Below are 14,626 nucleotides of genomic sequence, written 5' to 3' on the forward strand. Positions count from 1 at the left end.
GGGGCGGGGGTCCTTACTTCCGGTAGGCCTTGGCCGCCGCGGCTTCCAGCTTGCGGGCCGTGGCCTTCGGGTCGGACGGGTCGCGCAGGAAGTCCTGGAGGAGCTTCCACTCGCCCGCCCCCTGGGTGCCGCCGAACGCGGCCGGGGCCTGGTCGGACATGTCGAACCGCACCGAGTCGCCCGCGTCGACCAGCGACTTGGCGGTCTGGCGGGTGGTGTCGTCCGCGTACCGGCCCATGTCCACCTTGGTGTTGGGGGAGAGGAAGCCGCCGGCCTCGGCCCAGATGCCCGCCGCCTCCGGGGAGGCGAGATACTTCACCAGCTCCATGGCGGCCTTCTTGTTCTTCCCGGCCTTGAGCACCACGGCGGCGTCACCGCCGCTGACCACCGGCGCCTTGCCGCCGTCGACCGCAGGGAACGGGAAGAACTTCGCGTCCTCGCCGACCTTCTTCTTGAGCTGGTCGGTGACCAGCCCGCCGACGAAGTCGCCTTCGTAGACCATGCCCGCCTTGGGCTCGGGGCCGAAGACGTGCTCGACGGACTCGGGGAAGTCGGTGCGCAGCGCGCCCGCCCCGCCCCCGGCGACCAGGTCCTTGTCCCCGAACAGCTCGCCGAGCGTGGTCAGCGCCTTGACCACGGTGGGGTGGGTCCACGGGATCTCGTGGGCGGCCAGCTTGTCGTAGTTCTCCGGGCCCGCCTGGGAGAGGTAGATGTTCTCGAACCAGTCGGTGAGCGGCCATCCGGCCTCGCCCGCGACCGCGAAAGCGGGCACGCCCGAGTCGGAGAGGGTCCGGCCGTTCTTGAGGAGGTCCTGGTAGCTCTTCGCGGGCTCGACGCCCGCCTGCTCGAACGCCTCCGGGCTGTACCAGACCGTCGACTTGTGGGACGCCTTGAAGTACAGGCCGTAGTAGGTGCCGTCGACCGTGCCGTACTCCTTCCACACCGGCGCGAAGTCGGCCGCGGCGCGGTCGGCCACCTCCTTGGACAGCGGCTCCAGCCACTTCTTCTCGGCGAACTGCTCCAGCACGCCGACCTGCGGCACCATCACCACGTCCGGGGCGTTGCCGCCCTCGATCTTGCTGCCGATGACGGTGGAGACGTTGTCGCCGGTGGAGACGAAGGAGGTCTTGGCGCCGGTCTTCTCGGAGAAGGCGTCCAGGACCTTCTTGAAGTTCTTCTGCTCCACACCGGTCCAGACCCCGGCGACGGTCACCGACTGGCCCTTGAGCGTCTGCTTGCCGCCCCCGGAGCTGTCGCCGTCGCCGCCGCCGCACGCGGTCGCGGTCAGCGCGAGGCCGAGCACGGCGGTGCTGGAGACGGCGGTACGTATGCCGGCGCGTACGCGTCGTGCCGCGAGGTGTCTCATGAGGGTTCCCTTCGTCGGGGGTGGGAGAGATGGAGGTCGGGTCGGCCGGGGGGCGTCACGCGCCGGTCATCCACCAGGCGGCGGTGGATCCGGGCAGCGTCCCGGCGGGGCAGTCACCGCTGGCCAGCAGCGGGGTTCCGGGTACGGGGGCGGGCACCGGCTCCGTACCGAAGTTGACGGCGCACACCAGGCCGTCCCCGCGGGCGAACGCGAGCACCTGCGGCGGCGACGGCAGCCAGCGCAGCGTGCCCTCGCCGAGCTGGGGCAGGCTGCGGCGCAGCTGGAGCCCCTCGCGGTACAGGTGCCAGAACGAGCGGGTGTCGGCCAGGGCCCGGTCCGTGGCGTGCTCGGCGAACCACTCGGGCTGCGGCAGCCACGGCCGCACCCCCTCGGTGGCGCTGGTGAAGCCGAACGGCGAGGCGTGGCCGGACCACGGCAGCGGCACCCGGCAGCCGTCGCGTATGTGCTGGCGGCTGCCGGTGCGGTGGAAGATCGGGTCGGTGAGGACCTCGTCGGGCAGGTCGAGGACCTCGGGCAGGCCCAGCTCCTCGCCCTGGTAGACGTACGCGGCCCCGGGGAGGGCCAGCATCAGCAGGGCGGCGGCGCGGGCCCGCGCCGGACCGAGGCCGCTCGGCCCTTCGCTGAGCTCGGTCGCGTACCGGGTGACGGTCCTGACCTGGTCGTGGTTGTTGAGCACCCAGGTGACGGTGGAGCCGGTCTCCGCGATGTCGGTCAGCGCCCCGGAGATGGCCGTACGGAAGACGTCCACGTCCCAGCGGGCGGTCAGCAGGTGGAAGAAGAACGCCTGGTGCAGCTCGTCCGGGCGGACGTAGGCGGCCTGCTCGGCGGGCGTGCGGACCGAGACCTCGCCGACCAGCAGCCGGTCCCGGCCGTCCCGCGCGGTGTACTCCTCGCACAGCGCCCGCCACTCGCGCCATACCTGGTGGACCTCCGGCTGGTTCCAGGCCAGCGGGTTGACCGAGTCGCGGGTCCGCTCGTCGGCCTCGGGGTCGGGCGAATCGGGCAGCTCGGGGTGCTTGAACAGGCCCGCGGCCACGTCGATGCGGAAGCCGTCCGCGCCGCGGTCCAGCCAGAACCGCAGCACCTGGTCGAAGTGGCGGCCCACGGCGGGGTTCCGCCAGTTCAGGTCGGGCTGCTCCGGGGTGAACATGTGCAGGTACCACTGGCCGGGCGTGCCGTCCGGTTCCGTGACGCGGGACCAGGCGGGGCCGCCGAACATGGCCCGCCAGTTGTTGGGCGGCAGCGAGCCGTCCGCGCCGCGGCCGTCGGCGAAGTGGAAGAGGGAACGGGCCGGACCGTCCGGCCCCTCCGCCAGCGCCGCCCGGAACCAGGGGTGCTCGCTGGAGCAGTGGTTCGGGACGATGTCGAGGAGCACCTTCAGACCCAGCCGGTGGGCGTCGGCCACCAGGCCGTCGAACTCGGCGAGGTCGCCGTAGACCGGGTCCACGCCGCGGTAGTCGGCCACGTCGTAGCCGTGGTCGTGCTGCGGGGAGGGGTAGAAGGGGCTGAGCCAGATGCCGTCCACCCCGAGCTTCTTCAGGTAGGGCAGCCCGGTGCGGACGCCGGCGAGATCGCCGATGCCGTCCCCGGTGCTGTCGAGGAAGCTGCGGACGTAGACCTGGTAGATGACCGCGTCCCGCCACCAGGGCTGCGCGGTGTTCGCGGTGTTCTCGACGGTCGGAGTGACCGGAGCGAGCGTGGCTGTGAGCATCTGCCGTGAAACCCGTTCTTACACGTGCACGCCGACACGGCATGCGGTGGGTGTTGTGCATGCATGTTAAGTAGGTGTGTCATTTGGGTGTCAACGAAACTGCCGAAACTGGCGAGCGATTGCCCGATTTGAGGAGAAATGCGGGATGGCTGGGTGGCGCATGCCAGAGATGCACGTACTTAACAGGTAAGTAGATGTGTGGTGGGGATCAGCCGCGGCCGACGATGGCCCGCAGCTCCCGCGACAGGCGCGCGACCGCCGCGCCCGGGCTCTGCCGCCCGGCCAGCGCGTCATGCGCCACGGCCTGTACCGCCAGGCTGACCTGGTCGTACCGGGCGCTCTTGGGTCGCGGCTTGGCCGCCAGCACGCTGCGCCGCAGCGTCGGCAGGTAGGGGAACCGCCGTACCAGCCGCGGCTCGGTGTACAGCTGCGCCCACACAGGCGGCAGCGCCCCCTGGGTGAGCACCCGCCGCTGGACCGGCTCGCTCGTCAGATACGCCATCAGCTCGGTGGCCGTCGCCCGGTGCCGCGAATGCGCGTTGACCGCGAGGTTGGAGCCGCCCAGGACGCTGGAGCCCGGCCCCTCGGGGCCAGGGAGCGGCACGGCGCCGAACTTCCCGGCCACCGCCGAGCCGCTCGCGCCGGCCATCGTGTACGCGTACGGCCAGTTGCGCAGGAACAGCAGCTCGCCGTTCTGGAACGCCGCGCGGGACTCCTCCTCCGTGAAGGACAGCGCCCGCCGGGGAATCCACCCCTCGCGCAGCCCGCCGGTGAGGAAGTCCAGGCCCCGGCGGGCGGCGGGGGAGTCCACCGTGACCCGCGCGCCCTCGTCGCCGAGCACCGTCCCGCCCGCCGACTGCACCGCCTCGACGACGTTCGCGGTCAGCCCCTCGTACGGCAGGAACTGCCCCGCGTAACCGTCCATGCCGTACCTGGGCGCGACGGTCCTCGCCAGCCGCTCCAGCTCGGCCCACGTGCGCGGGGGCCGCTCGCCCTCCCGGTCCAGCACGTCCTTGCGGTAGTAGAGCAGCCCCGCGTTGGTCACATACGGCACCGCGTACAGCCGCCCGCCGAAGGTGGCGGTGTCCACCACGGGCGGCAGGAAACGGTCCAGCGGAAACCGCTTGCCGTCCACGGGCGCGATCCAGCCCGCGGCGGCGAACTCCGACGTCCACGCCACATCGATGTTGAGCACGTCGAAGCGGTCGCTGCCGGAACGCAACTCGCTGACCATCTGCGCCCGCACCTCGTCGGCGGAGTCCGGCAGCTCGACCAGCGTGACCTTCTCGCGAGGGTGCGAACGGTTCCAGCCGTCCAGGATCCCGCGCAGATAGCCGGTAAGGTCGCCCCCGGTCACCAGCGTGATCGGGCCCCGCCCGGCGGCGTCCGGGGCCGGCCGGCCGGCCCGCGCCTCCACGCCCGCGTACCCCGCGAGCAGCAGGACACAGACAAGAAGGGCCCTACCCGCGGCACGCTTCCACCGCATAGGTTCCTCCTTGCACCGAGGCGCCGACCTGCGGTCCGGCGTCCAGCCCCCCTGTATACCGGTTAGGCATGCGCGATACTAGACGGTGCTGGAAGATGCGGAAGCGATCCGGCTCACAGCCGGGCGAGGACGGCTAACGGTCAAGTACGCCTGCGAGGAAGAGAGAGATTGTGCGGCTGCCACTCCTGGCGCTGTTGGCGAGCGGACCCGCACACGGCTACGAACTCAAGCAGGCCCTTGAGAAGCTCCTGGGCGCAGCGTACCCTCAGCCGAACGTCGGCCAGATCTACGTCACTCTGGGCAGACTGGAGAAGGCCGGTCTGATCGAGGGCGAGGACGTCGAACAGTCGGATCGCCCGAACAAGCGCATCTACCGCATCACCGACGCGGGGCGCGAGACGGTGGACGCCTGGTTCGAGGAGTCGACCGCCGAGCCGCGGGTGCGGGACGAGTTCTTCATGAAACTCGCCCTCGCTCCGCGCACCGGGGACGTCAACCAGATCGCCCTGATCAACAAGCAGCGCCGCCACTACCTCAACACCATGCGCGACCTGTCGAAGCTGGCCGCGGCCGAGGACCGGGACAACCGGGTCGCACAGCTGCTGATCGAGGGCGCCATGCTGCATCTGCAGGCGGACCTCGACTGGTTGGAGCGCTGTCAGGAGGAGCTGGAGGAGCTGGAATGAGCCGCGAGGAGCCGTGCGGCGCCATAGTGAGGGCCGAGGGCCTGGTCAAGACCTACCGGCCGGAAGGCGCCGCCCCCGTCCCCGCGGTGCGCGGCGTCGACCTCACCGTGCAGCGCGGCGAGTTCGTCGCCGTCACCGGCCCCTCCGGCGCGGGCAAGTCCACCCTGCTGCATCTGCTCGGCGGCCTCGACCGCCCCGACAGCGGGTCCATCTGGCTCGACGGCCGTCAGGTCGACACCTGTAGTGAGGCCCGCTGGGCCGTACTGCGCCGCAAGCACATCGGGATCGTCTTCCAGTTCTTCAACCTGGTCTCCAACCTCACCGTCGCCGACAACGTCGAACTGCCCGCGCTGCTGGCCGGCAGCTCCCCGCGGCAGGCCAGGGCCGCCCGCGCGGAACTGCTCGCGGAGCTGGGCCTGGAAGGCAAGGAGAACAGCACGCCCAGCGAGCTGTCCGGCGGCGAGCAGCAGCGCGTCGCCCTGGCCCGGGCCCTGGTCAACGCCCCCAGCCTGCTGCTCGCCGACGAGCCCGCCGGCAGCCTCGACAGCAAGGGCACCCGCGAGGTGCTGCGCCTGCTCTCCCGCTTCCACCAGCGCGGACAGACCATCCTGCTCGTCACCCACGACGCCCGGGTCGCCAGCGCCGCGGACCGGGTGATCAGCTTCTTCGACGGCCGGATCGCCGACGACGCGCCCCTCGGCGCGGACCGGGACCGCCGCACCAGCGGGGTCGCCGACGTCCTCAGGCTGAAGGGCTGACCGGCGTGTGGGCCACGGCGCGCTGGGCACACGCGGACCTGCGGGCACACCGCGGCGCTGCCGTCTTCCTCGTCCTGGCGACGGCAGGGATCACCGTCTCGCTGCTGCTGGCCGGCGCCCTGTTCTCGTACGCGGCCGACCCCTGGCAGCGGGTCTTCACCCAGTCCTCCGGCGCGCATGTGTGGATCCACGCGAAGGCCGACGCGCCCGCGGGTGGGCTGAGCGGCCTGGAGGAGGTCCGGGCCGCCGCCGGTCCGTACCGGACGGTACGCACCACCGCGGCCCAGGAGCGCGGCGCGGCCCGGGAGACCGGCGGTTCCGGCGGCTCCAAGGTGGCGCTGGAAGTGCGCGCGGTGACCGAGCGGCCCACCACGGCCGCCCCCCTGGTCGCCTCCGGCCGCTGGCTCGAGCCCGGCACCGACGAGGGCACACCCGGCGGGCACGGCGGACGCGGGGGGCGGCGCGGCGGCATCGTGCTGGAGCGCTCCCTGGCCAGGGCGCTGTGGGCCGAGCCCGGGGACTCGATCGCGCTGCGCGGCTTCGCCGTGCCGCTGCGCGTGGTGGGGGTCGCGGACACCGCCGAGGTGCGGTACCGCGTGGGCGAGACCCCCGGCGTGGCGTGGGTCCTTCCCGGCACCCTGGCCGCCTCCGACGCGAGCCGCGACCACCGCGGCCAGACCGTCGGACTGCGGCTGGCCGACGCGAAGGACACCGACTTCGTGGTCCAGCGCGCGGTCACCGAGCTCGGCGCCGGCCAGATCACCGGAGTCTCCACCTGGCGGCAGGCCAAGTCCGAGGCCGAAGGCGACGACCGGCTCCTCGGCCGGCTGCTCGGCCTGTTCGGACTCGGCGCGCTGCTCGCCGCCGCGCTGGCCGTCGGCGGGGCCATCAGCACCCGGGTACGGGGCCACCTGCGGGACATCTCCGTCCTCAAGGCCATCGGGTTCACCCCCGGCCAGGTGACCCGGATGTTCCTGGCCCAGCACCTGGGCCTGGCGCTGCTGGGCGTCACCCTCGGGGCGGTGCTCACCGAGGCCCTCGGCAGCCGTATCCCCGGGCGGATCGGGGAGGCCATGGCGCTGTGGCGGGAACTGCCCGAGCACACCTGGGCGCCGCTCGCCATCTGCGGCGGCGCGGTGGTCTTCATCGCCACGGCGACGTGCCTGGCCGCGTGGCGGGCCGGCCGGGTGCCGCCGGTGCCCGTGGCCCGCGCCGCCGTCGCGCCCAGCCGGCGGATGTCCGGCACCGCCCGCCGGGCGCTCGGCCTCAAGGTGCCGCCCGCCCTGGTGCTCGGCTGGCGCGGCGCCTTCCACCGGCCGCTGCGCTCCTCGGCGGCGGTGGGACGGCTCGCCGTGCCGCTGCTGCTGATCACCGTCGCGCTCGGCGCCTGGGCCACCCTGGACCGCTTCGAGTCCCACCCCGAGAAGGTCGGGCTGCCCGCCGCGCTCATCGCCCGCGCCGACGGCCTCGACGACCGCGAGCTGCGGGGACTGCTGGCCGCGCGGCCCGACGCGACGCCCTACCCCGGCAGGGAGGTGCAGGCGCTGGTCCCCGGCCAGACCGGGACGATCACCCTGCGCGCGCTGGGCACCGACCGCGACCCCTACCCCCTCTCGGTGGCCGAGGGGCGGCCGGCCCGCGGCCCGGACGAGGCGGTGGCCGGACAGGGACTGCTCGACCTGCTGGACGTGCGGGTCGGCGACTGGGTACGGATGACCGTCGGCGGCACCCCGCACGTACTCCATATCGTCGGGCGCGGCATCGAACCGGCGGACGGTGGCCGGGTGATCACCACGACGCTCGACACGTTGCGCGAGGGTGCCGACGTGCCCCGGCCGGACTTCTACCACCTGGTGCTCCAGCGCGGCGCCGACCCGGCGGCGGTGCGCGAGGGCGTGTTGGACGCCTCGGACGGCCGCGTCGACGTACGGGAGATCCCCAATCCGGCCGACCGGCTGTCCGCCGTGCGCGGGGTCACCGTCGGCCTGGTCGTGGTCCTGGCGCTGATCGGCCTGGCCGAGCTGTCGACCACGATCGGCGCGTCGGTGCGCGACCGCGGCCGCGATCTGCTCGCGCTGAAGGCCATCGGGCTCACTCCCCGCCAGATAGCGGCGGTGATCGTGGCCGCCACAGGCTTCATCGCGGCCGCCGCCGCCGTCGTCGGAACGTCCCTGGGCGTCTTCGCGGCCTCCTGGCTGATCGACCTGCAGGGCCGGACCAGCGGCATCGGCGCGGGCATCGCACAGCCGCCCCCGCCGGGCGTCCTGCTGCTGGTGGGCGCCGCCGCCGTCGCGGGCGCGATAGCCGTCTCCGTCATCCCCGCCGCGCGCGCCGCCCGCCGCAGGTCCGCGGACTCCGCCAGCGACGTGCTCTGAACCGGCGGGCTCCGCCGGCGACGTGCCTCTGAACCGGCCGCGCCCTGCCCCCGGCCCGGTCACCCGGACCGCAACCGGGCCGCCGCCTCCCGCAGCCAGGGCAGCTTCTCGTACAGCGCCCCGCCCGGGCAGTCCGTCTCGTACCCGTCCCGATGGCCGGAGATCACATCGAGTTCCGCCGGCGTCCCCTTCGGGTACCGGCTCTCGTCGTTGGTCGACACCATGCGCACCCGCCCCTTCGGGTCCGCGCCCGGCCGCAGCTTCCAGGCCGCCACCGCGGCGATCGCCTCCAGCATGGGGCGCGGTATCTCCTCGCCCGCGCCGAAGTGCCCGAGCGCCGCGATCCCCGTGCTTCCGGTGTTGAAGCCCTTCGTGTGGGCTCCCACCACCGCGCGATCCACCCCGCCGGCGCGCCCCTCGTAGATGGTTCCGCACCGGTCCACGACGAAGTTGTAGCCCAGGTCGTCCCACCCCTCGCCGTGGGTGTGGTCATCCTGCATGGCGCGCAGCATCCCGGGCACGTCCTCGCGGCAGTCGTAATCATGGGGGTGGCCGGTGTGGTGCACGAACACCGCCGACACCGCGTCGGCGTACCTCGGCTTCTCCCGTACCGCCGTCTCGTCCGCGTGCCACGACGCCCGGCCCACGACGGCGGGCCGCGGTGCCGCCGGGCGGGCGGCGGTCTCATGGCGCTGCCGCGGCTCCGGCGTCCAGCGCTCCGGAGCGTCCCACGTCACCAGCAGGGCCAGCGGCACCAGTGCCACCGCCCGCGTCAGCCTGCGGGGCCACATGAGGTCCAGCGTGCTCCCGCTCGCGGGGCGTCGCCCGCTCGGACGCCGCCGTTCGGGTGACGGGCGCGGCGGGTTCGCGGACATCGAATCCTCAGCGCACCATGGCCGTACCAGGCCGGACAGTGTTAGATGGCGCTGTGGCCGTTGGTTTTGACCGATTTCGGCGCGTATCGGTCCGGTCACTGACCGAAAAGCGCCCGAGAAGCGTTGCCGGGCAGGTGTTCATCCTGCAGGTGGCGTTCGCCGTGCTGCTCGTCGTCGCGGCGGTGCTGGCGCTGGTCCTGCAGACGCGGTCCGACAGCGACAGGGAGGCCCGCAAGCGCTCCATCGCCGTCGCGGAGACGTTCGCGCATTCCCCCGGGCTCCTGGGCGCCCTGGACGCCCCCGATCCCGCGAAGGTGCTCCAGCCGATCACGGAGACGGCGCGGAAGGAGGCGGGCGTCGACTTCATCGTGGTCATGGACACGCATGGGATCCGCTACACCCACCCGCAACCGGACCGGATCGGCGGACGGTTCGTCGGCACCATCGAACCGTCGCTGGCCGGGCGCGTGCACACCGAGAGCGTCGACGGCCCCCTGGGCAAAGAGGTGCAGGCCATCGTCCCCGTCACCGACCGCGGCGACGTCGTCGCCCTGGTGTCCGCGGGAATGAAGGTCAAGAACGTGGACAACGCCTTCCAGCGCCACCTGCCGATCATCTTCGGCACCGGCGCGGGCGGACTCGCCCTGGCCATGACCGGCACCGCGCTGGTGGCCCGGCGGCTGCGCCGGCAGACCCACGGCCTGGACCCGGCCGAGATGACCCGCATGTACGAGCATCATGACGCGGTGCTCCACGCCGTCCGGGAAGGCGTACTCATCGTCGGCGGCGACGGCCGGCTGCTGCTGGCGAACGACGAGGCCAAGCGGCTGCTCGGACTGCCGCCGGACGCCGAGGGGCGGAACATCGCGGAGCTGCCCGGCCTGGACCCCGGCATGGCCCGGCTGGTGGTCTCCGGCCGCACGGCGACGGACGAGCTGCATCCGGCCGGGGACCGGTTGCTGGCCGTGAACCAGCGCGCCACGGACCGCTACGGCGGACCCATGGGATCGGTCACGACCCTGCGCGACTCCACGGAGCTGCAAGCCCTGACCGGCAGGATGGAAGTCACCAGCAAGCGCCTCAAGCTCCTGTACGCCGCCGGTGTCGGCATCGGCACCAGCCTGGACGTGGTGCGTACGGCCGAGGAACTGGCAGAGGTCGCGGTCGCCGGATTCGCCGACTTCGTCACCGTCGACCTGGCCGAACCGGTACTGCGGGGGGAGGAGCCCACCGGCGGGGAGACCCGCATGCGGCGCAGCGCCGTCCGGGGCATCCGCGACGACCACCCGCTCCTGCCCATCGACGCGACCATCGACTACGCCGCCACCACCCCGCAGGCGCGCGGATTCGGCAGCGGCCGGTCGGAGGTCGTGGCCGACCTCGCCGACGCCCTCGACTGGCAGGCGCAGGACCCGGTGCAGACCCGGAGGGTCACCGACTACGGCATCCACTCCCTGATCGCGGCCCCGATCCAGGCGCGGGGCATCGTGCTGGGCGTGGCCAACTTCTGGCGTTCGGAGAAGCCCGAACCGTTCGACGAAGAGGACCTGTTCCTGGCCGAGGAACTCGTCGCCCGCGCCGGGATCAGCATCGACAACGCACGCCGCTACACCCGCGAGCACGCCGTGGCCGTGACCCTCCAGCGCAGCCTGCTGCCGCGCGCCCTGCCCCAGCAGAGCGCCCTCGACGTCGCCCACCGCTACCTGCCCGCCCAGTCCGGCGTCAGCGGCGACTGGTTCGACGTGATCCCGCTGTCCGGCAGCCGCGTCGCGCTGGTCGTCGGCGACGTCGTCGGACACGGACTGCACGCCGCCGCCACCATGGGGCGGCTGCGGACCGCGGTCCACAACTTCTCCACGCTCGACCTGGCACCCGACGAACTCCTGGGCCACCTCGACGACCTGGTCAACCGCATCGACCAGGACGAACCGGGAGCGGGCCCCGACGGGAGCGCCGCCGCCGGCGGATCGGGCATCACCGGAGCCACCTGCCTGTACGCGATCTACGATCCCGTGTCCCGGCGCTGCGCCATGGCACGGGCGGGACACCCCCCGCCCGCACTGGTCCACCTCGACGGCCGCGTGGAGTTCCCGGACCTCCCGGCCGGGCCGCCACTGGGCCTCGGCAGCATGCCGTTCGAGACCACCGAACTGGAGCTGGCCGAGGGCAGCCAGCTCGTGCTCTACACCGACGGGCTGATCGAGGACCGCACCCGGGACATCGACGTGGGGATGGAGCTGCTGCGCCGAGCGCTGGCACACCCCGACCGGTCACCGGACGAGAGCTGCCAGGCGCTGCTGGAGGCGCTCCTGCCCGCCCGCCCGAAGGACGACGTGGCCCTGCTCATCGCCCGGACCCGGACGCTGGGGCGCGACCGCGTCGCGGAGTGGGACGTGCCGTCCGACCCCGCCGCCGTCGCGGGGATGCGCGCCGCCGTCAGCGGGCAACTGGCCGACTGGGGCCTGTCGGACCTGGAGTTCACCACGGAGCTGGTCCTCAGCGAGCTGATCACCAACGCCATCCGCTACGGCTCGCCGCCGATCAGGGTACGGCTGCTGCGCGACCGCACCCTGATCAGCGAAGTGGCCGACGGCAGCAGCACCTCGCCCCACCTGCGGTACGCGGCCTCGACGGACGAGGGCGGCCGGGGACTGTTCCTGGTCGCCCAGATCGCCGAACGCTGGGGCACCAGGTACACCCCCGAGGGCAAGGTCATCTGGGCCGAGCAGCCACTGCCCCCCAGCGGCGACGCCGGGTAGGGCGCATCGCCTACGGCTGTGCCGGGCGCAGCATCTGACCGTGCGCCAGCTGTCGGTACATGGCGCTGCCGGCGAGCAGCTCCTCGTGCGATCCGGAAGCCACGGCACGGCCCTCCCGCAGGACGACGATGCGGTCGGCGTGCCGCACGGTGGACAGCCGGTGTGCGATCACCAGCACCGCGCACTCCTGGGTGATCTCCTTCATCACCCTCGTCAGAGCTGCCTCGTTGATGGCGTCGAGGTGGGAGGTCGGCTCGTCCAGCAGGAGCAGTGAGGGCCTGGTGAGCAGGGCTCGGGCCAGTGCGACGCGCTGACGTTCCCCCGCGGACAGGGTACGGCCGCGCTGACCGAGCGGACCGTACAGCCCACCGGGCAGCCGCTGGACCACCTCGTCCAGCTGAGCGAGTTCGACCACCCGCCGGACGTCGGCCTCGGCGGCCTCCGGTGCGGCGTAGGTGAGGTTGTCCCACAGCGTGCCGTCGATGACATGCGTGCCCTGGTCCACGATGGCGAGCCGCGAGCGGCACGGCCCGCGCCCCAGCTCGGTCGCGGGACGGCCGTCGAACAGCAAGGTCCCGGAGTCCGGTTCGTAGAACCGGGTCACCAGCGCGAAGAGCGTGCTCTTACCCGCACCCGACGGGCCGACCAGGGCGACCTGCTGCCGGTGGGGGACGGTGAGCGAGACACCGCGGAGCACCGGGCGGTCCGGAACGTACCCGAAGCGCACGTCGCGCAGGGCCAGGGCGGGAGCCGGCGCCTCGCCGTCCGCGGCCCGGTCCGCACAGCGGCGCTCGGGGAGCCCGGGCGAGCCCGTCTCCGGCGCCCGACGCGCGATGGGCTCCACGGGTTCCACCGGCTCCACGGGCAGCGCCAGCGCCTCCTCGATGCGCTGGAACGCCCCCATGCCGCGCTGGATCAGACCGATCGCCCCGAAGACCGATGACAACGGCACCACGAGATACGAGGCATAGAGCAGGAAGGCGACCAGGTCCCCGAGCGAGTCGGCGTCTCCACCCACCCGCAGTCCGCCGATGACCAGGACGATCAGGAACGAACCTCCGACGGCGAGTTCGACCGCCGGACTGGTCAAGGACGCCAGCCGCGCGGTCCGTACGCCCGCGCTGTACGCCGCCTCGACGCGCTCCCCGATGCGGGCGGCCTCCCGCTCCTCGGCCCGGTGGACCCGTACCAGGGGCAGCGCGCCGAGCGCCCGCTCCAGATCGGCGGCGAGCTGGCCCACGGCTCCTTGCATGCGCTCCGCCGCGGCCCGGAGCCCGCGCAGCAGCGAGGCCACGACCACCGCCGCCGCGGCGACGGTCAGGGTGACCAGGAGCATCAGCAGCGGGTCGAGCCACAGCATCAGGGCCACGGCCCCCACGGCGACCGTCGCCCCCGTCGCCAGGTCGACCAGCGCCTGGGCCACCACCTCCCGCAGCAGCGTGGTGTCGGCGGTGACGCGGGAGATCAGGTCACCGCTGCGGTGCTTGTCGTACTCCCGCATCTCCACGCGAAGGAGCCGGGCCACCAGGCCATGCCGCAGCCCCCGCACCACGCCCTCACCGGTGCGCTCCAGGACGAAGCGCCCCACCGCCCCTGTCGCCGCCTCGGCGACGAAGACGGCGGCCAGGAGCAGCACCAGCGGCCAGTACGCACGGCCCTGACCGCCGGCGTCGACGATGCCCCTGGCGAGCAGCGGCTGAGCCAGCCCCAGAGCCGAACTCGCCAGGGTGAGCAGCGCCGCGGCGGCCATGGCGGGCCGGTGCTCGGCGGTGAGCCGGAACATGGCGATGATCGAACTCCGGGTGGAGTGCCCGCCCGTTTCCGACGTCCCGTCGGCGGATGTCTCCTCGCCGACCGCGACGGATCCGCTCATTCTGCCGCGCGTCGCACCGGGGCGACGGTCATGAGCCGGGTGAAGTACCCGTCGGGCACGCCCTCGCCCACGGGGTGGCCGTCGGCCTCCACCCAGGCGTGGGCCGTGAACGGGGGCACCACGCGCACCCCGGTGACCCATGTCGGCCAGCGGCCCCGCAGCCGGCACAGCAGCGCCGCGCCCAGCGACCTGGGGAGGCAGCCGCGCGGCCCGGCACAGCGCAGGCTCACCGCGCACATCGCGTCGCGCGCCGACTTGGCCTGGTCGGCGGAGGCCGGAGCGGCCCCGCGCCGCACGATCTCCAGTACCGACCGGATCCGGCGCGGCGGCAGCAGGGACAGGGCCACGGCGGGGACGAGGACGGCGCGGGCGGCCAGCCGCTGGGTGAAGGGGACCCCGGTCGGCCGCTCCACCACGCTCGGTGTCGTCATGCGGCCAGCCCCGACGCCCGCAGTTCCTGGACCAGTTCGGCGACATCCCGCGCCGCTTGCGCACGGTCGATGTCGAACTCCGCGATGAGCGCGTCGACCGCCTCCGGCTCCGCCCCGCCGCCGAGCAGGGTGCGGACCACCAGCGCGCCGGTGGGATTCAGCTCCCAATAGTGTCCGCCGCGCTCGTCGAGAAGCACCGTGCCGTAATCGGTCTCCGCGGTGGAGACACCGGCACGGAGTCGCAGTGTCATGTGGTGAAGCCCCTTTCTGCCTGAACCCCGGTGA

At 73.1% G+C, this 14,626-nt stretch carries 11 protein-coding genes; 4 read left to right on the forward strand and 7 right to left on the reverse strand.

Going from position 1 to position 14,626, the window contains the following annotated elements:
• Window positions 1-13: 13 nt before the first annotated feature.
• The 3 genes from ACQUSR_RS30290 to ACQUSR_RS30300 all read right to left on the reverse strand — a co-directional run bounded on the left by ACQUSR_RS30290 (window position 14) and on the right by ACQUSR_RS30300 (window position 4,584).
• Window positions 14-1,366: an ABC transporter substrate-binding protein gene (locus ACQUSR_RS30290; RefSeq protein WP_431046007.1), complete on the reverse strand. Its 1,353-nt coding sequence runs from the start codon at window positions 1,364-1,366 to the stop codon at window positions 14-16.
• Between the two features lie 55 nt (window positions 1,367-1,421).
• On the reverse strand, window positions 1,422-3,098 hold the full coding sequence (locus tag ACQUSR_RS30295; RefSeq protein WP_431046009.1) for a glycoside hydrolase family 13 protein: 1,677 nt from the start codon (window positions 3,096-3,098) through the stop codon (window positions 1,422-1,424).
• A gap of 208 nt (window positions 3,099-3,306) precedes the next feature.
• A complete protein-coding gene (locus ACQUSR_RS30300) occupies window positions 3,307-4,584 on the reverse strand; it encodes an ABC transporter substrate-binding protein (RefSeq protein WP_431046011.1) in 1,278 nt (425 codons plus the stop codon).
• A gap of 170 nt (window positions 4,585-4,754) precedes the next feature.
• Between ACQUSR_RS30300 and ACQUSR_RS30305 the strand changes: the two genes are divergently transcribed.
• From ACQUSR_RS30305 to ACQUSR_RS30315, 3 genes are read left to right on the forward strand one after another with little or no spacing between them, the layout of a single operon-like run.
• Window positions 4,755-5,270: a PadR family transcriptional regulator gene (locus tag ACQUSR_RS30305; RefSeq protein WP_431046013.1), complete on the forward strand. Its 516-nt coding sequence runs from the start codon at window positions 4,755-4,757 to the stop codon at window positions 5,268-5,270.
• A complete protein-coding gene (locus ACQUSR_RS30310; protein WP_431046015.1) occupies window positions 5,267-6,028 on the forward strand; it encodes an ABC transporter ATP-binding protein in 762 nt (253 codons plus the stop codon). Before ACQUSR_RS30305 ends, ACQUSR_RS30310 begins: the two co-directional genes overlap by 4 nt.
• Window positions 6,029-6,033: 5 nt before the next feature.
• Window positions 6,034-8,403, forward strand: a complete 2,370-nt coding sequence (locus ACQUSR_RS30315; protein WP_431046017.1) for an FtsX-like permease family protein — start codon at window positions 6,034-6,036, stop codon at window positions 8,401-8,403.
• 59 nt (window positions 8,404-8,462) lie between these two features.
• On the opposite strand, the gene ACQUSR_RS30320 is transcribed toward ACQUSR_RS30315, so the two are convergent.
• The gene (locus ACQUSR_RS30320; protein ID WP_431046019.1) at window positions 8,463-9,194 is read right to left on the reverse strand and encodes an N-acetylmuramoyl-L-alanine amidase; all 732 of its coding nucleotides are present in this window, start codon (window positions 9,192-9,194) and stop codon (window positions 8,463-8,465) included.
• Window positions 9,195-9,331: 137 nt separating this feature from the next.
• On the opposite strand from ACQUSR_RS30320, the gene ACQUSR_RS30325 reads away from it, so the two are divergent.
• Window positions 9,332-12,037 (forward strand): SpoIIE family protein phosphatase, encoded by a 2,706-nt coding sequence (locus ACQUSR_RS30325; RefSeq protein ID WP_431046021.1) that lies wholly within the window; start codon window positions 9,332-9,334, stop codon window positions 12,035-12,037.
• A gap of 10 nt (window positions 12,038-12,047) precedes the next feature.
• Here the strand turns inward: ACQUSR_RS30325 and ACQUSR_RS30330 are convergent, their stop codons facing one another.
• Genes ACQUSR_RS30330 through ACQUSR_RS30340 form a run of 3 tightly spaced genes read right to left on the reverse strand, consistent with a single transcriptional unit; the run spans window position 12,048 to window position 14,592 of the window.
• Window positions 12,048-13,910 carry an ABC transporter ATP-binding protein gene (locus tag ACQUSR_RS30330; protein ID WP_431046023.1) on the reverse strand — a complete coding sequence of 621 codons (1,863 nt, stop codon included), beginning with the start codon at window positions 13,908-13,910 and terminating at the stop codon, window positions 12,048-12,050.
• Entirely contained in the window at window positions 13,907-14,341 is a 435-nt protein-coding gene (locus tag ACQUSR_RS30335; RefSeq protein ID WP_431046025.1) for a lasso peptide biosynthesis B2 protein, read from the reverse strand. Before ACQUSR_RS30335 ends, ACQUSR_RS30330 begins: the two co-directional genes overlap by 4 nt.
• Window positions 14,338-14,592: a lasso peptide biosynthesis PqqD family chaperone gene (locus tag ACQUSR_RS30340; RefSeq protein WP_431046027.1), complete on the reverse strand. Its 255-nt coding sequence runs from the start codon at window positions 14,590-14,592 to the stop codon at window positions 14,338-14,340. The genes ACQUSR_RS30335 and ACQUSR_RS30340 overlap by 4 nt, the downstream gene beginning before the upstream one ends.
• Window positions 14,593-14,626 lie beyond the last annotated feature (34 nt).

The sequence above is a fragment of the Streptomyces sp. P1-3 genome, assembly GCF_050613155.1.
Lineage (GTDB): Bacteria > Actinomycetota > Actinomycetes > Streptomycetales > Streptomycetaceae > Streptomyces.

What these genes read in the sequence shown, in the direction of transcription:
- ACQUSR_RS30290 (WP_431046007.1), bottom strand. Translation starts at nt 1,366, where the DNA reads ATGAGACACCTCGCGGCACGACGCGTACGCGCCGGCATACGTACCGCC.
- ACQUSR_RS30295 (WP_431046009.1), bottom strand. Translation starts at nt 3,098, where the DNA reads ATGCTCACAGCCACGCTCGCTCCGGTCACTCCGACCGTCGAGAACACC.
- ACQUSR_RS30300 (WP_431046011.1), bottom strand. Translation starts at nt 4,584, where the DNA reads ATGCGGTGGAAGCGTGCCGCGGGTAGGGCCCTTCTTGTCTGTGTCCTG.
- ACQUSR_RS30310 (WP_431046015.1), top strand. Translation starts at nt 5,267, where the DNA reads ATGAGCCGCGAGGAGCCGTGCGGCGCCATAGTGAGGGCCGAGGGCCTG.
- ACQUSR_RS30320 (WP_431046019.1), bottom strand. Translation starts at nt 9,194, where the DNA reads ATGTGGCCCCGCAGGCTGACGCGGGCGGTGGCACTGGTGCCGCTGGCC.
- ACQUSR_RS30330 (WP_431046023.1), bottom strand. Translation starts at nt 13,910, where the DNA reads ATGAGCGGATCCGTCGCGGTCGGCGAGGAGACATCCGCCGACGGGACG.
- ACQUSR_RS30335 (WP_431046025.1), bottom strand. Translation starts at nt 14,341, where the DNA reads ATGACGACACCGAGCGTGGTGGAGCGGCCGACCGGGGTCCCCTTCACC.
- ACQUSR_RS30340 (WP_431046027.1), bottom strand. Translation starts at nt 14,592, where the DNA reads ATGACACTGCGACTCCGTGCCGGTGTCTCCACCGCGGAGACCGATTAC.